General features: G+C 34.3%; 15 protein-coding genes. 12 read left to right on the top strand and 3 right to left on the bottom strand.

What is annotated here, in order from left to right:
- The 3 genes from JM658_RS06045 to JM658_RS06055 all read right to left on the bottom strand — a co-directional run bounded on the left by JM658_RS06045 (position 1) and on the right by JM658_RS06055 (position 2385).
- Positions 1-927, bottom strand: coding sequence for a DUF1835 domain-containing protein (locus JM658_RS06045; RefSeq protein WP_236958348.1), 927 nt, complete (start codon positions 925-927; stop codon positions 1-3).
- Between the two features lie 154 nt (positions 928-1081).
- Entirely contained in the window at positions 1082-1411 is a 330-nt protein-coding gene (locus JM658_RS06050; protein WP_236958349.1) for a translation initiation factor, read from the bottom strand.
- Positions 1412-1434: 23 nt separating this feature from the next.
- Entirely contained in the window at positions 1435-2385 is a 951-nt protein-coding gene (locus tag JM658_RS06055) for an isopenicillin N synthase family dioxygenase (RefSeq protein ID WP_236958350.1), read from the bottom strand.
- A 226-nt stretch (positions 2386-2611) separates the two neighbouring features.
- Between JM658_RS06055 and JM658_RS06060 the strand changes: the two genes are divergently transcribed.
- The 12 genes from JM658_RS06060 (at position 2612) to JM658_RS06115 (ending at position 15246) form a co-directional block, all read left to right on the top strand.
- Positions 2612-4615: an alpha-ketoacid dehydrogenase subunit alpha/beta gene (locus JM658_RS06060; RefSeq protein ID WP_236958351.1), complete on the top strand. Its 2004-nt coding sequence runs from the start codon at positions 2612-2614 to the stop codon at positions 4613-4615.
- Positions 4616-4727: 112 nt separating this feature from the next.
- Positions 4728-5228 (top strand): lipocalin-like domain-containing protein, encoded by a 501-nt coding sequence (locus tag JM658_RS06065; RefSeq protein ID WP_236958352.1) that lies wholly within the window; start codon positions 4728-4730, stop codon positions 5226-5228.
- Positions 5229-5256: 28 nt separating this feature from the next.
- Complete coding sequence (locus JM658_RS06070) at positions 5257-5943, top strand: OmpA family protein (protein ID WP_236958353.1); 687 nt, start codon at positions 5257-5259, stop codon at positions 5941-5943.
- 80 nt (positions 5944-6023) lie between these two features.
- Positions 6024-6887: a dienelactone hydrolase family protein gene (locus JM658_RS06075; RefSeq protein ID WP_236958354.1), complete on the top strand. Its 864-nt coding sequence runs from the start codon at positions 6024-6026 to the stop codon at positions 6885-6887.
- Positions 6888-7085: 198 nt separating this feature from the next.
- Positions 7086-9056 carry an aconitate hydratase gene (locus tag JM658_RS06080; RefSeq protein ID WP_236958355.1) on the top strand — a complete coding sequence of 657 codons (1971 nt, stop codon included), beginning with the start codon at positions 7086-7088 and terminating at the stop codon, positions 9054-9056.
- A gap of 10 nt (positions 9057-9066) precedes the next feature.
- Complete coding sequence (locus JM658_RS06085) at positions 9067-9672, top strand: nitroreductase family protein (RefSeq protein WP_236958356.1); 606 nt, start codon at positions 9067-9069, stop codon at positions 9670-9672.
- A 99-nt stretch (positions 9673-9771) separates the two neighbouring features.
- Positions 9772-10911 (top strand): NAD(P)/FAD-dependent oxidoreductase, encoded by a 1140-nt coding sequence (locus JM658_RS06090; RefSeq protein ID WP_236958357.1) that lies wholly within the window; start codon positions 9772-9774, stop codon positions 10909-10911.
- Entirely contained in the window at positions 10908-11627 is a 720-nt protein-coding gene (locus tag JM658_RS06095; protein WP_236958358.1) for a methyltransferase domain-containing protein, read from the top strand. The genes JM658_RS06090 and JM658_RS06095 overlap by 4 nt, the downstream gene beginning before the upstream one ends.
- Positions 11628-11631: 4 nt before the next feature.
- Positions 11632-12687, top strand: a complete 1056-nt coding sequence (locus JM658_RS06100; protein WP_236958359.1) for a type III polyketide synthase — start codon at positions 11632-11634, stop codon at positions 12685-12687.
- 12 nt (positions 12688-12699) lie between these two features.
- Positions 12700-13497 carry an SDR family oxidoreductase gene (locus JM658_RS06105; RefSeq protein ID WP_236958360.1) on the top strand — a complete coding sequence of 266 codons (798 nt, stop codon included), beginning with the start codon at positions 12700-12702 and terminating at the stop codon, positions 13495-13497.
- 14 nt (positions 13498-13511) lie between these two features.
- Positions 13512-13982 carry a 3-hydroxyacyl-ACP dehydratase FabZ family protein gene (locus JM658_RS06110; RefSeq protein WP_236958361.1) on the top strand — a complete coding sequence of 157 codons (471 nt, stop codon included), beginning with the start codon at positions 13512-13514 and terminating at the stop codon, positions 13980-13982.
- Entirely contained in the window at positions 13972-15246 is a 1275-nt protein-coding gene (locus tag JM658_RS06115) for a beta-ketoacyl-[acyl-carrier-protein] synthase family protein (RefSeq protein ID WP_236958362.1), read from the top strand. Before JM658_RS06110 ends, JM658_RS06115 begins: the two co-directional genes overlap by 11 nt.
- Positions 15247-15252: the final 6 nt, after the last annotated feature.

Consider the following 15252-nt stretch of genomic DNA (forward strand, 5'->3'; position numbering starts at 1 on the left):
CTATAATTTTAGTAATTGACCTTCCTCTTCTAAAAATAAAAAGGAATATTTTGGTGTTCCTCCTAAATACTCCTTATCGCTTCTTATGTTTGGATAGTAATTCTCTATTTTTTCAGCTACTTTAACGCCTGTTTTGGTAAGTTTTACTGGATTAAAAGATCTAAATAATGGTCTTAAATTATTTGCCATTTTAGTAAACTGCATATCTCCAAATCCATAAATACCTTGGCTACGTAGCATTTCATTGACTATTTCTTCTTTAGAAGCTAACTTGGTATCAATACTTTTTTGAAGCATCAAGTTCTCTAATTCGTTTAAACCATTTTTTAAACTCGGAAATCTATGAATATGAGCTTCCATAGCTTCAGAAAGAAATATAAGCTGACTCTTATTTTGTTTTATAGCATTTTGAAGTCGGATAGGATTGTTCTCGCAATAGAGTTGCCAGATATAATCACCATACTCAATATCATCTTTAGAGAGCAGAACCTTATTCTCGTATACTTCTTTTAACTTGTCATTGCTCAATGTAGAAAGTCCGTTAAGAGAATCTATATTATCATCTGGGTAAGCTAAGAAAATAGCTGCTTCTTTGCGGTTTTTCTTAAGCCAACTAATAACAGCAATCATATTTACCTGACAAAAGAGATCGCTATCAAACCACAATACAATTTCTTCTTGACTTTTCTGATTACAAAGATTTCTGTACTCTTTTAAAGTCCTATTTATAAAAGTGTCTTTCGTGATTTTATAAGCCCTATTAAGATACTCATATCGGTGACGCCAAAAGGTTTCACTACCAACTTCATTAGTAGTTTTTCCTTCACATAGCATTTCTCGCCATGTAATAATATCACCAGAAATATTTAACTTATTTAAAACAGCAGTAAAGCTGTCTCCGTTTGTAATATGTAGTGTATTTGCCATTTTAATATAGGTTAGAGGAATGTAAATGTATTAATTAAGGGTTAAAAAACAATAAAATATGTATTAATTCTATAACGTTAGAACTAACATATTATTTGATATAGAAATACATTTTGCGGTAAGTACTGCTATTGCTAAAGTTATCGATAAACTACTAACCACCAACACGTTTAACCTTAAAGCCTTTTTCTTTTAGCATAGTCATTATTTTATCCCTGTAGTCTCCTTGGATAATTATTTTATCATCCTTAAAGGAACCTCCAACACTCAATTTGGTTTTTAATTCTTTGGCCAATTTTTTAAAATCCTCTGTAGCGCCAGTATAGCCATCAATTATAGTGATAGGCTTTCCTTTTCGCTTTTCGTATTTACAAAGCAACGGTTCATCTTGCATCCAAATCTCATCTTTTCCATCTTCTTTTTGTGGTTCTTCTTGAAACTCATGATCTGGAAATAAGTTTTTAAGCTGATCTTGTATGTCCATTATAATATTGTATTCTTAAAAAATTACTTTTTAATTAATCCCAACTCTATTAAACGCTCATGAAGAAATTCTCCAGAAGTAATATCATCATATAATTTAGGATGGTCTTCATCTATACAGTTTTCCAAAACATTTAAAGGCATATCGCTTACAGGATGCATAAAAAATGGAACAGAATATCTAGAAGTACCCCAAAGTTCTTTAGGCGGGTTTATTACTTGATGAATTGTAGATTTCAACTTGTTATTAGTATGTCTAGAAAGCATATCCCCAACGTTAATCATTAATTCGTCTGGCGCTGCAATAGCATCAATCCATTCTCCTTCATGATTCTGAACTTGCAATCCTCTTCCTTGCGCACCCATTAACAAGGTTATTAAATTTATATCCCCATGAGCTGCTGCTCTTACTGCATTTTTTGGTTCTTCTTTAATTGGAGGATAATGAATTGGTCTAAGAATAGAGTTTCCATTCTTAATATATTTATCAAAATAAACTTCGTCTAAGTCTAAATGAAGCGCCAAAGCTCTTAAAACATACTTTGCTGTTTTCTCTAACTGCTTATAAGTTTCTTTCCCTACTTCATTAAAGTTAGGAAGCTCTTTTACTTGTACGTTATCTGGATATTCCTCTGCTAATTTAGCATCATCTTCTACATATTGTCCAAAATGCCAAAACTCCTTTAAATCGCCTTCTTTTCTTCCTTTAGCATGTTCTTTTCCAAAAGAAGTATATCCTCTTTGTCCTCCAATACCTTCAATCTCATATTTATCCTTAACTTCACTCGGGAGGTCAAAGAATTTCTTTATCTCAGCATATAAGTTGTCAATCAACTTTTCAGACAGGAAATGACCTTTTAAAGCCACAAAACCTATCTCTTCATATGCTTTACCTATTTCAGCTATAAATTTCTGCTTACGATTTGGATCTTCAGAAAGAAAATCGCCTAAATCTACACTTGGTATCTTATTCATTTTTATACAATTTTATACGGCATAAGCCTGAGATATCTAACAAATGTAGCGAATTATGATTATTTAATAATTCGGCTTAGTATTTTTTATAGAAATCAAGGTTTATTAATTGTTGAATTATTTATTGCTGATTGTCTTTACTATCCTTGAAATTATGCTTTTTGAGAATTAAAATTTATAGGATGCTTATTGTTATTTTTCTACATTTGATACAAATGTGTTTAATATGAATGATACATCCATGAGTACCTTTTTTGATTATAACAGACAAGACATAGATTCTGAAACGCTTCTTTTATTGTATCGAAATATGTTGAAGTCTAGAATGATAGAAGAAAAGATGCTGGTTTTGCTAAGACAAGGAAAAGTTTCTAAATGGTTTAGTGGAATAGGGCAGGAAGCCATTGCTGTAGGAGTAACAATGTCTTTAAATACTGATGAGTATATTCTTCCGATGCATAGAAACTTAGGGGTGTTTACAACAAGAGAGATCCCTTTAAACAGGCTTTTTTCACAGTGGCAAGGAAAAGCAAACGGTTTTACCAATGGGAGGGATCGTAGTTTCCACTTCGGAACTCAAGAATATAAGATTGTTGGAATGATTTCTCATTTAGGTCCACAATTAGGTGTTGCAGATGGAATTGCTTTAGCACATAAATTAAGGAATGAAAAAAAGGTAACAGCTGTTTTTACGGGAGAAGGGGGTACAAGTGAAGGTGATTTTCATGAGGCACTGAATATTGCTTCCGTTTGGTCGTTACCTGTGATGTTTTGCGTTGAAAATAATGGTTATGGGCTCTCAACGCCCACTTCAGAACAATATAAGTGTATAAATATTGCTGATAAAGGTGTAGGTTATGGGATGGAATCTCATATAATTGAAGGAAACAATATCTTAGAAGTTTACAGAAAAGTCAAAGACATTGCCGAAAGCATAAGAAATGAACCACGTCCTGTTTTATTAGAGTTTAAGACTTTTAGGATGCGTGGCCATGAGGAAGCAAGTGGAATTAAATATGTGCCTGAAGATTTAATTGCTGAATGGAGAACTAAAGACCCATTATTAAATTATAGAGAATACTTATTTAATGAAGAAGTTTTATCTGTTGCTACTGAAGAATCTTATCGAAGTAAAATACAATCGGAAATAGATGAGAATTTACAGATTTCAAGTGCAGAAAAAGAAATTTCTTCTACTGAATCAAAAGAATTAAGTAGTATATTTCATACGTTTCAAAATGAAGAAGTTAATCCGAATCAGACTAAAAAAAACATCCGATTTGTAGATGCTGTTTCAGATGGTTTAAAGGAGAGTATGCTAAAGCATAATGACCTCGTAATTATGGGACAAGATATCGCCGATTATGGAGGAGTTTTTAAGGTTACAGAAGGTTTTGTTGAGCAATTTGGAGCAGATAGAATAAGAAACACGCCAATTTGCGAATCTGGGATTGTTTCTACCGCTATGGGACTCTCTATTAACGGGATGAAGGCTGTCGTAGAAATGCAATTTGCAGATTTTGCTTCTAGTGGCTTTAATCCAATAGTAAATTACTTGGCAAAATCTTATTACCGATGGGAACAGAAAGCAGATGTAGTTATAAGAATGCCCTGTGGTGGCGGTGTGGGAGCAGGTCCTTTTCATTCACAATCTAATGAAGCTTGGTTTACAAAAACACCTGGATTAAAAGTAGTTTATCCCGCTTTTCCAGAGGATGCAAAAGGATTATTGATTTCAGCAATAAACGATCCCAATCCTGTCATGTTTTTTGAGCATAAAGGATTGTACAGAAGTATTTCTCAAGAGGTTCCAGAAGGATATTACAATACTCCAATAGGGAAAGCTAAAATAGTGAGAGAAGGCGATAAGGCTACAATTATAACTTATGGAAGTGGCGTCCATTGGGCCTTAGATCTTTTAGAAGTTGCTAATGATTTATCAGTGGAAATTATTGATTTACGAACGCTTTCCCCTTTAGATACGGAGACTATATATAATTCAGTTAAAAAAACAGGGCGCGCACTAATTTTACAAGAAGATACCTTATTTGGTGGTATTTCTAGTGATATTTCAGCAATGATTACAGAAAATTGTTTTACTTATTTAGATGCTCCCATAAAAAGGGTCGCGAGTTTAGATACTCCGATTCCATTTGCTAAGTCGTTGGAAAATCAGTTTTTAGCCAAATCTAAGCTTGAAAAATCACTGTATGAACTGTTAGATTTTTAGAATATTTACGAATTAATGTTTTGTTAATTTAACAAGATAATACTTATTTTCAACAGCATTTTTATTATCTTAGTAAATAGATAAATTATTATATACTATAAACTAAAACAACATGAAAAATAAGGCGTATATTTTTATACTATTGATGTCTTTCGTTTTAACCTCATGCGGGAGCTTGAGTAAAGAAAACAGAGATAATCGTAAATCCTTAGATGGTACTTGGAAATTGACCAATATAGATTATCAGAATAACGAAGGGTATTTTAAATCTATATTATTTAACGACGTATCAGCAAAGTGCTTCAGAGGTAGCGAATGGTTTTTCCGTTCTAATAATAGCACAGGATTTTACAATATCTTAGAACCTGGAAGTTGTGCTCCTGGTCAACGTAATATCCGTTGGTCTATTCAAGATGACGCGAATGGAAATCCAACAAAATTTCAATTTAAATTTACTGATGAGAAGAAAAATGATATTGGAGGAGGATATGGTTATGTATTCCAAATCAATTCTTTATCACCAGAAAAAATGGTAATCTCAGCCGATGCTGCTGTAGATAATGGTTCCGTAACTGTAGTTTACGAATTCACAAAAATAGCATCACTTAGATAATTAATAAAAAAACTATATCAACATCATTATGAAAAGAATCATATTAAAAAGTAGTATTGTATTAACTTCATTATTAATGCTAGTTAGTTGTGAGGCTATACAGAACTCCAATAATAAACAGAGAGGAACGGCAATAGGGGCTGGTTCTGGTGCTGCAATTGGAGGAATCATTGGAAATAACGTAGGAGATGGAAATAATTCTGTCTTAGGAGCTATTATTGGAGCAGCCGTTGGTGGTGCTGTTGGTAATAGAATTGGGAACAAAATGGATAGAAACGCAGAAGCTATTGAGGAAGCAATCCCTGGTGCTGAAGTAACTAGAATCGGAGAAGGTATTAATGTTACTTTTGATGAAAATAGCGGTGTTAAATTCCAATTGAATTCTGCTGATATTTCTGCTGAAGGTCAAGAAACACTTAGAAAAATGGCTGAAGTATTTGTAGAATATGATGATACAAATATTTTGATCGAAGGACATACAGATAGTTCTGGAGCCGATTCATACAACCTTTCTCTTTCTGAAAAAAGAGCTAAGTCTGTAGCTAGTTTTCTTCAAGCTAATGGAGTTTCTTCATCTAGAATGACAACAAAATGGTACGGAGAAACACAACCTAAATTTGATAATAATACTGAAGAAGGACGTGTTAAAAACAGACGTGTAGAACTTGGTATTGTAGCAAGTGATGAAATGATTCAGGATGCTAAAACTCAGTAATCATAATATATTATAATTTCAAGTCCGATTTTAAGTAATCGGACTTTTTTGTTTTGAAACTAATTTAAAACTTAAACATTATGAAGATTATAAACATTAGAATTTTAATACTCATCGTTATAATAATTGTCGCGGTGGGTTGTAAAGATCAAAAGAAAGAAAAAGAAGGGGTAATAAATGAGCCTGAAATAGAAATTCCTCAAGATGAACCTAAAGTTACAGTAGTGCAAGGGGAGGAAGTAAGTTATAAAACCGATTCAACAACCATGAAAGGGTACATTTCTTACAATCCAGAATTAGAAGGAAAAAGACCTGGGATATTGGTTGTTCACGAATGGTGGGGACACAATAAATACAGCCGTGAAAGAGCAGATAAATTAGCAGAATTAGGATATGTAGCATTGGCTGTAGATATGTATGGAGATGGTAAACAAGCCCAACATCCAGATGACGCAGGGAAGTTTGCAGGAATGGTAATGAAAAATATAGATGTAGCAAAAGCTAGATTTGACGCTGCTTTGTCTGTTCTAAAAAGCAATCCTCATGTGGATCAAGAGAAAATTGCTGCGATAGGTTACTGCTTCGGAGGAAGTGTAGTTTTAACAATGGCAAATATGGGCGAAGATTTAGATGCTGTTGCTGCTTTTCATAGTGGAGTTCAACTTCCTGTAATGCCATCAGAAGATATTAAGGCAAAAATATTGGTGTGTAATGGTGCCGAAGATCCTTTCGTTTCTGAAGAGTCTATTATTAATTACACAAAAGCAATGGATAGTGTGAATGCCGATTATGAGTATATAGCTTATGAAGATGCTGTACATGCATTTACAAGCAAAGATGCAGATTCTTTGGGTAAGAAATTTGATTTGCCATTGGCGTATAATAAACAAGCTGATGAGAAATCTTGGGAGGAACTGAAGAAGCTCCTAAATGAAGTTTTTTAATCTTTTCAATTAAAGTTTAATACAAACACATTAACAATCATTAAATCCGAGTTCGCGCTCGGATTTTTTGTTTTACATTGAATTGATTCTGTTAAAAAATCTTAATCCTCGTTAAAGTCCATTAAAACATATGGTTACCTCTTAAAACAATTGTAACTTATAGGTTAGATAAATCAAATAAACCTAAAAATTCAACTAATGGATAAACCCTTAAATGTAGCTCAGAAACTCATAAAGTCACATTTGCTTCAAGGAGAGATGACTCCAGGGAGTGAAATAGGAATTAAGATAGATCAAGCGCTACTTCAAGATGCCACGGGAACATTGGTGCAACTTGAATTAGAAGCCATGGGTTTAGATACTGCTAAAACAGAAGTTGCCGTTCAGTATGTAGACCACAACCTTTTACAAACAGATTTTAAAAATGCAGATGATCATCTCTTTCTACATTCTGCAGCTCAAAAATTCGGAATATGGTATAGCCGTCCAGGAAATGGAGTGAGCCACCCTGTTCATATGGAGCGTTTCGGTAAACCTGGTAAAACTTTAGTAGGTTCAGATAGTCATACCCCAGCAGCTGGTTCTTTAGGGATGCTAGCTATTGGTACTGGTGGGCTAGATGTGGCTGCTGCCATTGCTGGTCAGCCTTATTTTGTTAAAATGCCTCAAGTCATGGGGGTAAAGCTAACCGGAAAACTCCCTGATTGGGTCAGCGCAAAAGATGTAATTCTAGAGATGTTAAGACGTTATGATGTTAAAGGTGGCGTCGGGAAAATCATAGAATATTATGGTGATGGATTACAACACCTAAGCGCAATGGATAGACATGTTATTGCCAATATGGGTGCCGAATTAGGGGCCACAACAACGGTTTTTCCTAGTGATGAAGAAACCAAACGCTTTCTGAAATCTCAGGATCGAGAAGATGATTGGAAGGAATTAATTGCTGATGAAGGCTGTGAGTATGATTCTAAAGATGAAATTATTCTAGATGAATTAGTTCCTCTTATAGCTTTACCAACTAGTCCTGGGAATGTAGTTCCTGTACGAGAAGTTGAAGGGAAAAGTATTAGTCAGGTAGTAATTGGATCTTCTGCAAACCCTGGATTAAGAGACTTTTGGATAGCCGGAGCTATTGTAAAAGATAAATCTATAAATCCGGAAGTGTCTTTTGATATCAATCCTACTTCACGACAAATTATTCAGAATATGATTGATAATAGAGCTTTTGCTAATTTGATAAAAGCTGGCGCTAGATTTCATCAATCAGGTTGCATGGGATGCATCGGAATGGGACAAGCTCCTGCAAGCGGAACGATTAGTTTGCGTACGATGCCTCGTAACTTCCCAGATCGCTCTGGAACCAAAGACGATCAAGTACACCTATGTAGTCCAGAAACTGCTGCAGCTTCAGCATTGACAGGGAAAATTACAGATCCTAGAGATATAGAGAAACTATACAATATGAAATATCCTATTTATAAGGCTCCCGAAATGGATATTATAAATACAGATATGTTGGTTGCTCCTCCAGAAAATGGGGAGAATTTGAGTCTTAAAAAGGGACCAAATATTAAGGCGCTACCACACATTGAAGCTTTAAAAGATAGTTACAAAATTCCTGTAGTTTTAAAAATGAAAGATAATGTTTCTACAGATGAAATTTTAAAAGCAGGAGCAGAGGTATTGCCATTTAGAAGTAATATTCCAGAAATCAGCAAGTTTTCATATACTGTAATCGACGAAACATTCTACGATCGCGCTATGGAAGCTAAGAATCAGTATGGCGGACATATAGTGGTGGCTGGAGAAAATTATGCTCAAGGAAGTAGTAGAGAGCACGCTGCAATAGCACCAAAATATTTAGGTCAAGTAGCTGTAATTGCTAAGAGTTATGCCCGTATAGCATGGCAGAATCTTGTCAATTTCGGGATTTTACCACTAGAATTTATCAATCTTGATGATTATGACAAAATCCATCAAAATGCGATGGTAACATTTAAAAACTTAAAAGAAGATGTTCAAAATAGAAACCCTATTCGGGTTATTGTTTCCTATGAAAATAAGGAAGAAGAATTTCTTGTGAAACATACAATGAGTGAACGTCAAATTAATTTAATCCTTAAAGGAGGGATTATAAACGATTTTAAAGAAAAACTAGCATCATAAAAAAATAACTATGACACCATTAGAACAATTACATTTAGATAAAATTGCCAAAACAAATCATGAGATCTATGCGCTCTTAAAAATGCGCTGGAGCCCAAGAGTGTTTAAAGAAGACAAATTACCTGAAAGCGAAATAAAACAGCTTTTTGAAGCTGCTAGATGGGCGCCAAGCTCTAATAATATGCAGCCTTGGCGGTTTATGTATGCTGAAAAAGGAAGTGACACCTATGATGAAATAGTAGATTGCTTAAGTGATTTTAATAAAAGTTGGGTGGTAAATGCTCCTCTATTAATGATTACAGCTTATAAAGAAAATACCGATGATGGAAAACCTAATTTTCATGCATTACACGATTTAGGACTTGCGGTAGGGAATATGTGCGTACAAGCACAATACATGAATATAGGAGTGCATCAAATGGCCGGAATCGATTGGGAGAAAGCTCAAAAAGTTTTTAAAATTCCAAAAGGATACCACGTTTCTACGGCTATTGCATTAGGATATTACGGTGGAGACTTTAGTAAATTAAATGATAATCTGCTAGATATGGAAAAAAGTGAAAGAACACGCGTTCCTCAAGAAGATTTTGCTTTTAAAGACAGTTGGAAGAAATAAATAGAATAATTGATTTCTAAACGCTATAAAATCCTGAGAAATATAATTCTCGGGATTTTTTTTACACTATATTTAAGTAATTCAAATAAGGCAAATTACGTGCGAAAAATAGTTGGGACACAAATATATGATGTAATTATAATTGGTGGGGGATTGGCGGGCTTAACAGCAGCTATTCACTTATCAAAACTGAATTATAACGTGCTTGTCTTTGAGAAGAATACTTTTCCTCATCACAAAGTATGTGGGGAATATGTCTCGAATGAAATTCTTCCTTATTTAGAATATTTGAATGTTTCTATTAAAAATATGGAGACAAAAACAATTGAAAGACTTCAAATAACAACAGAAAACGGGAGTGGCATTGAAACTAAGCTTCCTTTGGGAGGTATTGGTATCAGCAGATATGCCTTTGATGATTTACTCTATAAAAAAGCAATCTCCAATAATGTAGACTTTCTTTTTGAAGTGGTTAAATCGGTAACTTTTAATTCAAATACTTTTCAAGTCACCACAAAATCAGGCACCTATAACTCTAAAATTGCTATTGGAGCGTATGGGAAAAGAGACTATTTAGATAAACAACTGGATAGAAGCTTTATAAATAAAAAATCTTCATGGTTGGGAATCAAAGCGCATTATAAATATGATGTTTTCCCAGATGATTTGGTTGCTTTACATAGTTTTAAAGGTGGATATGGCGGATTGTCTAAAACAGAAACAGGAGCCGTTAATTTTTGTTACTTAACTACTTATAAAAGCTTTAAATGTGTAAACGGAGTTGAAGAGTTTAATAAAGACATAGTTTCTAAGAATAAAAATCTTGCAACCTTTCTAAAAGATGCTGAACCCATTTTTGAACACCCAATGAGTATCGCGCAGATTTCATTTTCAGAAAAAGAAAGTGTTTACAATCATATTTTAATGTGTGGAGATACAGCTGGATTGATTCATCCTCTTTGTGGTAACGGAATGGCAATGGCTATACATAGCGCTAAAATTGCTTCGGAATTAATTGATATATTTTTTAAGAATAATAGCTTTAATCGTAATGAATTAGAGAGAAGTTATCAGAAAGAGTGGAATAAACAATTTAAATCTCGATTATGGATGGGAAGGCAGCTCCAAAAGATACTTCTAAATAATCATATCGCCCCTGCAAGCATGAAATTAATTACTAATTCTCCGTGGTTGCTGAACAAAATGATTAAACAAACACATGGAAAACCAATTTTATGATGCTTAACTTTTCAAAAAGATGTGAAGATCCAGAATCGATGGACAATCCAAACTTAGACGCTTCCATGCTTCAAGAAGTTTTAAAAGATTTGTCTACTGTAAACCGATTGTTAAGTGGGAATAAAATAACAATTAAAGCAATAAAAACACTCATGCAAAAGTATCCTAAAGATCATTATGTAATTGTAGATATGGGATGTGGTGATGGAAAAATGCTTAGGGATATTGCAAAATACTTCAGTAATAAGAAAATCACTTTAACACTTAAAGGAGTGGATTTAAGCGAAAAAGGGATTGAAATCGCTAGAAAGTTATCTGAAGAATATTCCAATATTTCATATTCTTGTCAAGATATTTTAAAGTTAGATTCTAAAGATTTTCCATGTGATATTTTATTATGTACGCTTACCATGCATCATTTTAAAAACCCTCAAATTCCTATTTTTTTGAATCAGTTTCTAAAGCTTGCTAAAATTGGGGTCGTTATTAATGATTTACAGAGAAGTAAACTCGCTTATTATCTATTTAAATTGTTTAGTGCTATTTTTATAAAGACCAAAATAGCTAAAGAAGATGGTTTAATTTCCATAAAAAGCGGCTTTATAAAGTCCGATTTACAAGATTTCGCAAATAACTTACCAGATACAACCAATATTATTAAATGGAAGTGGGCATTCCGATATTTATGGGTAATACTTAGAACCAAATCAATTTAAGTTTATGAAAGAAGTGAAAATAGTAACTGTAGCCAAAGAATTACCCGCTTTTCAGCGTAAAACGGAAGATATTTTGCCTTTAGTTGAAGTTTGGTTAGCAAATCAAGAGGAGCGATTTAGACGTAAGGTTATTAAGATCTTTGAAGGCGCTGCGGTAGATAAGCGTTATGCTATTATGGATGCTGAAGATGTGTTTACAAACACTTCTTTTGAAGACAAAAACAATATTTATATCCGAGAAGTAAAAAAACTAGGAACAAATGTGCTTAGAAAAGCTTTAGATAATGCTTCTTGGGAAGCAGCTTCTTTGGATTATATTATAACTGTTAGCTGCACAGGAATTATGATTCCGTCTCTAGATGCGTATCTTATTAATAACTTGGGGTTACGCCAAGATGTTGTTAGACTTCCCGTTACAGAAATGGGTTGTGCCGCTGGTGTAAGCGGACTTATCTATGCTTCTAATTTCTTAAAATCCAATCCTGGTAAACGTGCTGCAATTGTTGCTGTTGAAAGTCCAACTGCTACTTTTCAGTTAGATGATTATTCGATGGCAAATATGGTAAGTGCTGCTATTTTTGGTGATGGAGCTTCTTGTGTGTTGCTTTCTTCTGAAGAAAATGCAATAGGTCCAAAAATAATGGGAGAAGAGATGTATCATTTTAAAGATGCAACTCATATGATGGGTTTTGATTTAACCAATGATGGGTTAAAAATGATTCTCGATCCAGCTGTTCCAGATACTATTGCAGCTCATTTCCCTTCAATCATACATCCATTTTTAGAAAAACATGGAACTTCAATTGAAAAAGTAGACCATCTTATTTTTCATCCGGGAGGAAAGAAAATTGTGCAAACTGTAGAAGAACTATTTGGTAAACTTGGTAAGAATATAGATGATACACGAGAGACACTTCGCCTTTATGGTAATATGAGTAGCGCAACGGTTCTATATGTTTTAGAACGCTTTATGGAGAAGGACATTCAACCTGGAGAACAAGGTTTGGTTCTAAGTTTTGGTCCAGGATTTTCTGCACAAAGGGTATTGTTAGAATGGTAAAAAAAGAAAATTATGAAAGAGTATTTAAATAAAAAACCTCAATTCTGGGCGCTAATTCTTGGAGGGAGTAGTGGCTTAGGACTCGCTTCAGCAAAAAGGCTTGCAGAAGATGGCTATAATATCATTATTGTTCATAGAGATAGGAAGTCTGATTTCCCTAGTATTGAATCGGAATTTGATAAAATCCGTTCTCACAATATTCATTTTAAAAATTTTAATATTGATGCTACTAATACAGAAAAGAGAAATAGCACCGTTCAAAAAATTAAAGAATTAATTAAGAATGGACAAATAAAAGTGCTTGTAAATAGTATTGCAAAAGGGAATTTAAAACCTATGATTTCTGATGATACTACAACCTTAAAGAATCAAGACTTTCATCTAACAATAGATGCCATGGCAATTTGTGTGTACGATTGGACAAAGTTGATAATTGATGCGAATCTCTTTGCAGAAGACACTCGTATTCTCTCTTTTACTAGCGAAGGGAATGCTAGAGCTTGGGCAAATTATGCGGCGGTATCTGCTGCCAAAGCTGCTTTAGAGGCTATTCATAGAAATATGGCTTTAGAATTTGCTCCTTTAGGTATTAAAGCGAATTGTATACAATCGGGAATTACAGAAACGAATTCTTTTAAAATGATTCCTGGAAGCGATGTATTAAAGAAGAATGCTATCGAAAGGAATCCAAATGGACGATTAACCACCCCTAAAGATATTGCGAATGTAGTTTCACTACTTTGTAGAGAAGAAGCTAAATGGATTACTGGAACTATAATAAAAGCAGACGGAGGCGAGAGTCTTCTGTAAACATATTCTGAACTATGAGAAAGGAGCAAATCATAAAAAACATCCTTGAAAACCTACCATATCAAGAGCCATTTTTATTTGTAGATCAAATAAATAATATCTCTGAAAACACTGTAGAAGGAACTTACACATTCTCTAAAGAAGCTTATTTTTATAAAGGACATTTTAAAAAAAATCCTGTAACCCCTGGAGTTATTCTAACTGAATGTTGTGCGCAAATTGGATTGATTTGTATGGGTTTATATAACTTCATGTCAACCAATACTTTGATAGAAAATGATTCACTTGCTATTGGACTTAGTAGTTCTGAAATGGAGTTTTATAAGCCTGTGCTTCCTTCGGAAAAGGTTCGTGTTACTTCTTCAAAAATATATTATCGCTTTCATAAATTAAAATGCGAAGTAAAAATGTATAATCAAAAAGAGGAACTCGTTTGTAAAGGAACGATTGCAGGGATGATAAAATATAATACGGATGCAAAATAGAGTTGTTATAACAGGTATGGGCGTATGTGCTCCTAATGGGATAGGGCTTGATGACTTTACTAATTCGCTCGTTAATGGAGAAAGTGGAATTACTTTTCATCAAGAACTATCAGATTTGAAATTCGGTTGTCAAATTGCTGGGAAACCAACTGTTAGTCAGGAGTTATTAAAGGAATATTTTACAGATTTACAGCTTCGAGGACTCAATGCTAGTGGAATTGTATATGGAGTGATTGCAGGGACTGATGCTTGGAAAGACGCTGGATTGGAGTATTTGGAGGGCGATGCTCCTAATTGGGATGATGGAATTATATTTGGAACCGGAATTTTAGGAGTAGATAAGTTTAGAGACTCCATCCACTTAATAGATCAAGGCAATGTAAGGCGATTGGGAAGCACTACCGTTTTACAAACAATGGCGAGTGGTATAAGCGCCTATTTAGGTGGTATTATAGGAGCAGGAAATCTAGTCACAACCAATTCGTCTGCCTGTACGACTGGCACAGAAGGTATTTTAATGGCCTATGAACGTATTAAATTGGGAAAAGCTAAACGAATATTAACGGGAAGCTGTTCCGACAGTGGGCCTTATGTATGGGGCGGTTTTGATGCAATGCGAATCTTACCAAGAAAATTTAATGAAAATCCTACGCAAGCAAGTCGCCCGATGAGTGAAAGTGCAGCAGGATTTGTTCCAGGAAGTGGAGCTGGAGCCCTAGTGATTGAATCTTTAGAAAGTGCGTTGGAACGGAATGCAACAATCTATGCCGAAATTCTCGGAGGTAATGTTAATAGCGGCGGACAAAGGGGAGAGGGGACTATGACGGCTCCAAATAGTATCGCAGTACAAAAGTGTATTACTGATGCTATAAAAGATGCTAACATTAGGAGTAATGATATTGATGCTATCAACGGACATCTTACTGCAACTGCAAAGGATTCGCTCGAAATTGAAAACTGGAGCATGGCATTAGAGCGCGAAGGAAAAGATTTTCCGTATATAAATTCTTTTAAAAGCATGTTTGGACATTGCTTGGCTGCCGCGGGGAGTATTGAAAGTGTGGCTACCGTATTACAATTTAAAGAAGGGAAGATTTTTGGAAATATTAATTGCGAAGACTTGCATCCTGAAATAGCGGAAATAGTAGAGCATAAGCAGGTTTTGCAAAAAACAATATCATACCAGTCAAATATTATAGCAAAAGCTAGCTTTGGTTTTGGTGATGTAAATGCATGTGCTATCTTTAAAAAGTATATAAAATAATTCCTA

This window comes from Joostella atrarenae (genome assembly GCF_021764745.1).
In the GTDB taxonomy this organism is placed as follows: Bacteria; Bacteroidota; Bacteroidia; order Flavobacteriales; family Flavobacteriaceae; genus Galbibacter; species Galbibacter atrarenae.

Coding starts and splice junctions, on each gene's coding strand:
- JM658_RS06060 (WP_236958351.1), top strand. CDS start 2,612: ATGAATGATACATCCATGAGTACCTTTTTTGATTATAACAGACAAGAC.
- JM658_RS06095 (WP_236958358.1), top strand. CDS start 10,908: ATGATGCTTAACTTTTCAAAAAGATGTGAAGATCCAGAATCGATGGAC.
- JM658_RS06070 (WP_236958353.1), top strand. CDS start 5,257: ATGAAAAGAATCATATTAAAAAGTAGTATTGTATTAACTTCATTATTA.
- JM658_RS06105 (WP_236958360.1), top strand. CDS start 12,700: ATGAAAGAGTATTTAAATAAAAAACCTCAATTCTGGGCGCTAATTCTT.
- JM658_RS06110 (WP_236958361.1), top strand. CDS start 13,512: ATGAGAAAGGAGCAAATCATAAAAAACATCCTTGAAAACCTACCATAT.
- JM658_RS06045 (WP_236958348.1), bottom strand. CDS start 927: ATGGCAAATACACTACATATTACAAACGGAGACAGCTTTACTGCTGTT.
- JM658_RS06080 (WP_236958355.1), top strand. CDS start 7,086: ATGGATAAACCCTTAAATGTAGCTCAGAAACTCATAAAGTCACATTTG.
- JM658_RS06100 (WP_236958359.1), top strand. CDS start 11,632: ATGAAAGAAGTGAAAATAGTAACTGTAGCCAAAGAATTACCCGCTTTT.
- JM658_RS06065 (WP_236958352.1), top strand. CDS start 4,728: ATGAAAAATAAGGCGTATATTTTTATACTATTGATGTCTTTCGTTTTA.
- JM658_RS06050 (WP_236958349.1), bottom strand. CDS start 1,411: ATGGACATACAAGATCAGCTTAAAAACTTATTTCCAGATCATGAGTTT.
- JM658_RS06055 (WP_236958350.1), bottom strand. CDS start 2,385: ATGAATAAGATACCAAGTGTAGATTTAGGCGATTTTCTTTCTGAAGAT.
- JM658_RS06075 (WP_236958354.1), top strand. CDS start 6,024: ATGAAGATTATAAACATTAGAATTTTAATACTCATCGTTATAATAATT.
- JM658_RS06085 (WP_236958356.1), top strand. CDS start 9,067: ATGACACCATTAGAACAATTACATTTAGATAAAATTGCCAAAACAAAT.
- JM658_RS06115 (WP_236958362.1), top strand. CDS start 13,972: ATGCAAAATAGAGTTGTTATAACAGGTATGGGCGTATGTGCTCCTAAT.